The organism is Neobacillus drentensis (assembly GCF_036966985.1).
Classification (GTDB): domain Bacteria; phylum Bacillota; class Bacilli; order Bacillales; family Cytobacillaceae; genus Neobacillus; species Neobacillus drentensis_E.
In genome coordinates this window covers 1-4,459 of the sequence record NZ_JBALSN010000344.1, presented here as the reverse complement: position 1 = coordinate 4,459, position 4,459 = coordinate 1, and the positions used below count along the sequence as shown (strand labels likewise).

Genomic DNA, 4,459 nt, shown 5'->3' with positions numbered 1-4,459 from the left:
GGGATGGCTGCGGCTATCCCATTTTTATTATTGCACTAATAATCAAAACAACGAAAGATTTTAAAAAAAGAAGGAATGACAACTTATCATCAAGAATAGGAATAGGTGAATATGAACAGGGGTGAAATGCATGCTAACAAAAGAAAATATATTGGAAATAAAAGCACTTCAGGCGGTCTGCGAAAAAGAGGGCGGATTCGACTTGAAGCTTAATTTTGATATGCTAGAAAATCGGATTGGAAAGCAAAAGGAAGACTTATTCCATTATGAAGATGGTAAGCTTGTCGGCTTTCTTGGCATCTATGGTTTTGGAGATAAAGTTGAATTATGCGGAATGGTGCACCCCAATTACCGAAGGAAAGGGATCTTTTCTGAGTTGATGGATAAGGGACTAATCGATTCGAAAAAACGATATACTACGATTTTGTTAAATGCTCCAACAGAATCTCAATCTGCCAAGCAGTTTTTAAAGAATATTCCTTGTGCTTTTTCAGTTGCAGAGTATCAAATGAAATGGCAAGAAAAGGATATGACTGAGGATCAGTCCGTAACCCTTAGACCGTCTCTGACTGAAGAAGATTGGGAAGCCGAAATCCAACTCGAAGTATTAGGGTTTGGTATCAACGAAGATTCTGCACGGGAGTTTAACCAAACGATTAGGGAGACTAGCAGTGACGAACGTTTCATTATTGAATCAGAAGGAAAAACAGCTGGGAAAATGCGAGTTTCCGAATCGAATGGAGAGGCTTGGATCTATGGTTTTGCGGTTTTTCCTGAACTGCAGGGAAGAGGGATCGGGAGAAAAGCGTTATCAAATGTGGTAATCATGGAGCATAAAAAAGGATTGCCTATTTTTCTCGAGGTTGAGGCCAAAAACGCCCATGCCCTAAGGTTGTACGAATCGTGTGGATTTAGAAGTTACCATTCCCAGGATTATTATCTATATGAAAAGTAATTACAAGTTAAACATTTGGAATTCATAGAAAGATGCCCTGTAAAGCATCTTTTTTTATAAGTTATTGATCAAAGATAGGAGTTAATAGATTGTTGTTTTTCAAATTCGCTCATTAATCCATGATATTCGCTCATTGAATCATATAATTCGCTCATTGAGGCCTAATATTCGCTCATTGGAGCCCAAAATTCGCTCATAAGTCCCACATATTCAACGACGAATGAAACTAAAAAAATTAAGAGAAGGATGATCTTATTGGATAGAAGAAGTTTACTAGTATCTCCATTACCAGGATTTAATGAAGAGATTGGCCGATGGCTATGGTGTTTAGAGGATGTTCGCCGTACTCTTTTAACAGAATTAACTGGTATTAGCCAAACGATTCTCGATACCAAAATGGATGAAAGACAAACAATTGGCTCGTTGTTGTATCACATCGCCTTAATCGAGGCAGATTGGTTATATGAAGAGGTACTAGTTACCGATTGGGATCCCGAAATACGTTCGATGTTTCCGTTAGAACATCGGTCCGAAGATGGCTCTTTAGCCCACATGGAGGGACAAAGTTTAGAAGAACATTTTTACCGCCTTAATAAGGTTCGTGAAGTATTTCTTTCCCATTTTCGTTCAATGGACCTAACAGATTGGCGTAAGCCTAGAGTACTGGAACAATACGATGTCACACCTGAGTGGGTTGTGTATCATTTGATTGAACATGAATCCCATCATAGAGGTCAGATTTTCCAGTTGCTCAAAAAATTACAAAATGATTCATGAATAGTTTTGCTTTCTCCATAAATTTTTAATATTTAGACATCTTCCTTATCCAGCTTACTATACATTTATTGAATGAGTAGGGACCTTTTGTTACAATTAAATTTAAAAGAGTTTTCATGGGTTTCATTCATTTTTACCTAATTCTATAGGTAGGTAATATTAAGGAAGGAAGTGGAGAGAATGGAACGAAAAAGAACCTATTTTATTTTTAAAGATTTGATATTTGAACTCAAAAAGCCCGAAATTACACTAAAACAAATTAGAGTTTCAGAGATTAAAATTGAAAATGAGGAATATAAAGCATTACGTAAAAAATTCGATGAAGATATTTTTAAAATAGAAAAAAAACCTGAGGGTTGGTTTATTACGGAAAAAGAGTAATCCCTTCTCGTTTGAGGAGGTTTTTTTGCGAGGATTTCGCTCCTCTTAGCACGATTAAGTTTTAACAAAAACATTGGGGTCAGTCTCTCATTACTTAGAGGGACTAACCCTTTTTTGATTTCTTCTACGCTGATTACTAGCCAAGGTTATTTCCGAAAAACCGGAAGATTCCCGTTTTCCGGAAAAGCTGTATAACTTTAATTCCGAAAAAACGGAAAGTATTTAACCAAGAACATAGAAAAATGTTTGCTACTTATGTATTTCTACCTATTTTATTAATTCTGAATAATAAAATATATTTGGCATAAAACTTGCTACTAAATGATTATCAGGGACTTTATAGAATAGGAGGTTAGATTGTTGTAAACGTTTTCTGTTATAAAGTTGTACCGTTCATACATGTTGATTAACGAATCCGTTATCCGAATAATCGTTGCATGTTTCGGAACATGATTCTATAAAAAAGGGGAAAAGAGAATGAAGAATGGAAAAATAATTGATTCGTTTGAAAAAGCCATCGAGGATATCCATGACGGAGCCACGATTATTGTCGGCGGATTCGGCCTTTGTGGGATACCAGAAAAGGCAATTCTAGCTTTACGAGATAAAGGTGTTAAAGATTTAACGATTGTTAGTAATAATTGTGGTGTCGACGATTGGGGACTCGGATTATTACTTGCGAATAAACAAATTAAAAAAATGATTTCTTCCTATGTTGGAGAGAACAAGATTTTTGAACAACAATTTTTAAGCGGGGAATTAGAAGTGGAACTCGTGCCACAAGGTACCTTGGCTGAACGAATCCGTGCAGGCGGTGCCGGCATTCCAGGATTCTATACAGCTACCGGAGTTGGAACACCGATCGCTGAAGGAAAAGAACATAAAAACTTTGACGGAAAAACCTATATCCTTGAAAAAGCCATTGTTGGCGATTTTTCTTTAGTTATGGCTTGGAAAGCGGATTCGTTAGGGAATTTAGTTTACCACAAAACAGCCAGAAATTTTAACCCGTTGGCAGCAATGGCTGGAAAAATAACGATTGCAGAGGTAGAAGAAATTGTCGGTGCTGGTGAACTAAATCCAGACCACATACATACACCAAGCGTGTATGTTCAGCGACTTTTAGCAGGGGAAAGTTATGAAAAGAGAATTGAGAGACGGACAGTTATTCAAGCATAGAGAGGAGAAATTATCCATGGATGTACGTCAAAAAATTATCAAAAGGGCAGTGCAGGAAATACAAGATGGGATGAATGTCAATTTGGGTATTGGAATACCAACGCTATTAGCAAATGAAATACCTGCCGAATACAGTGTTTTGCTTCAATCAGAAAATGGTCTGTTGGGAATCGGGCCCTATCCTGATGAGGAACATGTCGATCCTGATTTAATCAACGCAGGGAAAGAAACGGTAACAGCAGTGAATGGCGCCTCTTATTTTGATAGCGCCGAGTCCTTTGCCATGATCCGCGGCGGCCATATTGATTTAGCCATTCTTGGAGGGATGGAGGTTTCGGAAAGCGGAGATCTTGCCAACTGGATGATCCCAGGGAAAATGGTTAAGGGTATGGGCGGAGCGATGGACCTTGTAAATGGTGCTAAACGCATTGTTGTGATTATGGAACATGTCAATAAATATGGCGAGTCTAAAATTAAAGAAGAATGCACCCTTCCTTTAACAGGGAAAGGAGGTGTCCATCGCTTAATTACTGAGTTAGCTGTATTTGATTTTACGCCTGAAGGAATGGTTCTAGTGGAAACACAAGAAGGGGTTACCATTGAGGAAGTGAAGGGAAAAACTGATGCCAATTTTACAATTAGTCCGGAATTCCTGGCTAACAGTTTATCAGTGTAATGTGACTCATTCAATCTATATTTTTAAAAACCATTATTTCAGAATTTAGAATCGGAGGGGATTTTTTGATGAAAGGTAAACTCCTAACGATAGCTGCTGCCTCTGCTTTATTGTTTCCGCTTGCTCCTCAGAATTTCTTGCAAAAGAGTGTTTCTGCTTCCTCTTCTTCAGAAGTATCGGGGGCACAAGCCGTAACGGTGAGCAAGTTTGATGGAACAAACGGAAATTGGTTAACAACAAAAAATCCGGCTCAATATGCAGCAGCCACTGTTTTTGGGAATTTAGGACTGGCTCCTTTTAATTGGGGGAATCAAGAAGAAGGAACTGGTTGGTATAACATGTACAAACCTGCGTCAGTAAGTGGCGTCCAAGTCAATGGTATCTTTGACGATGCCAAATTTGTCATTCGTGTCCCAGACAATTGGAATGGAAAATTAGTTGTAGGGGGCATACCCGCGACTCGAAATGAAACGGCGACCGATTTACTGTTT

At 38.3% G+C, this 4,459-nt stretch carries 5 protein-coding genes and 1 pseudogene; all 6 read left to right on the top strand.

From position 1 onward, the window contains the following. Positions 1-130: 130 nt before the first annotated feature. A complete protein-coding gene (locus V7659_RS21295; RefSeq protein WP_335542084.1) occupies positions 131-955 on the top strand; it encodes a GNAT family N-acetyltransferase in 825 nt (274 codons plus the stop codon). 255 nt (positions 956-1,210) lie between these two features. Then, entirely contained in the window at positions 1,211-1,732 is a 522-nt protein-coding gene (locus tag V7659_RS21290) for a DinB family protein (protein WP_335542082.1), read from the top strand. Between the two features lie 180 nt (positions 1,733-1,912). Continuing rightward, on the top strand, positions 1,913-2,113 hold the full coding sequence (locus V7659_RS21285) for a hypothetical protein (RefSeq protein ID WP_335542081.1): 201 nt from the start codon (positions 1,913-1,915) through the stop codon (positions 2,111-2,113). Between the two features lie 477 nt (positions 2,114-2,590). Then, a complete protein-coding gene (locus tag V7659_RS21280) occupies positions 2,591-3,292 on the top strand; it encodes a CoA transferase subunit A (RefSeq protein ID WP_335542079.1) in 702 nt (233 codons plus the stop codon). 16 nt (positions 3,293-3,308) lie between these two features. Beyond that, entirely contained in the window at positions 3,309-3,968 is a 660-nt protein-coding gene (locus V7659_RS21275; RefSeq protein WP_335542078.1) for a 3-oxoacid CoA-transferase subunit B, read from the top strand. Positions 3,969-4,036: 68 nt separating this feature from the next. Next, a pseudogene (locus V7659_RS21270) lies at positions 4,037-4,459 on the top strand (alpha/beta hydrolase); the annotation flags it as partial.

What these genes read in the sequence shown, in the direction of transcription:
- V7659_RS21295 (WP_335542084.1), top strand. Translation starts at nt 131, where the DNA reads ATGCTAACAAAAGAAAATATATTGGAAATAAAAGCACTTCAGGCGGTC.
- V7659_RS21285 (WP_335542081.1), top strand. Translation starts at nt 1,913, where the DNA reads ATGGAACGAAAAAGAACCTATTTTATTTTTAAAGATTTGATATTTGAA.
- V7659_RS21280 (WP_335542079.1), top strand. Translation starts at nt 2,591, where the DNA reads ATGAAGAATGGAAAAATAATTGATTCGTTTGAAAAAGCCATCGAGGAT.
- V7659_RS21275 (WP_335542078.1), top strand. Translation starts at nt 3,309, where the DNA reads ATGGATGTACGTCAAAAAATTATCAAAAGGGCAGTGCAGGAAATACAA.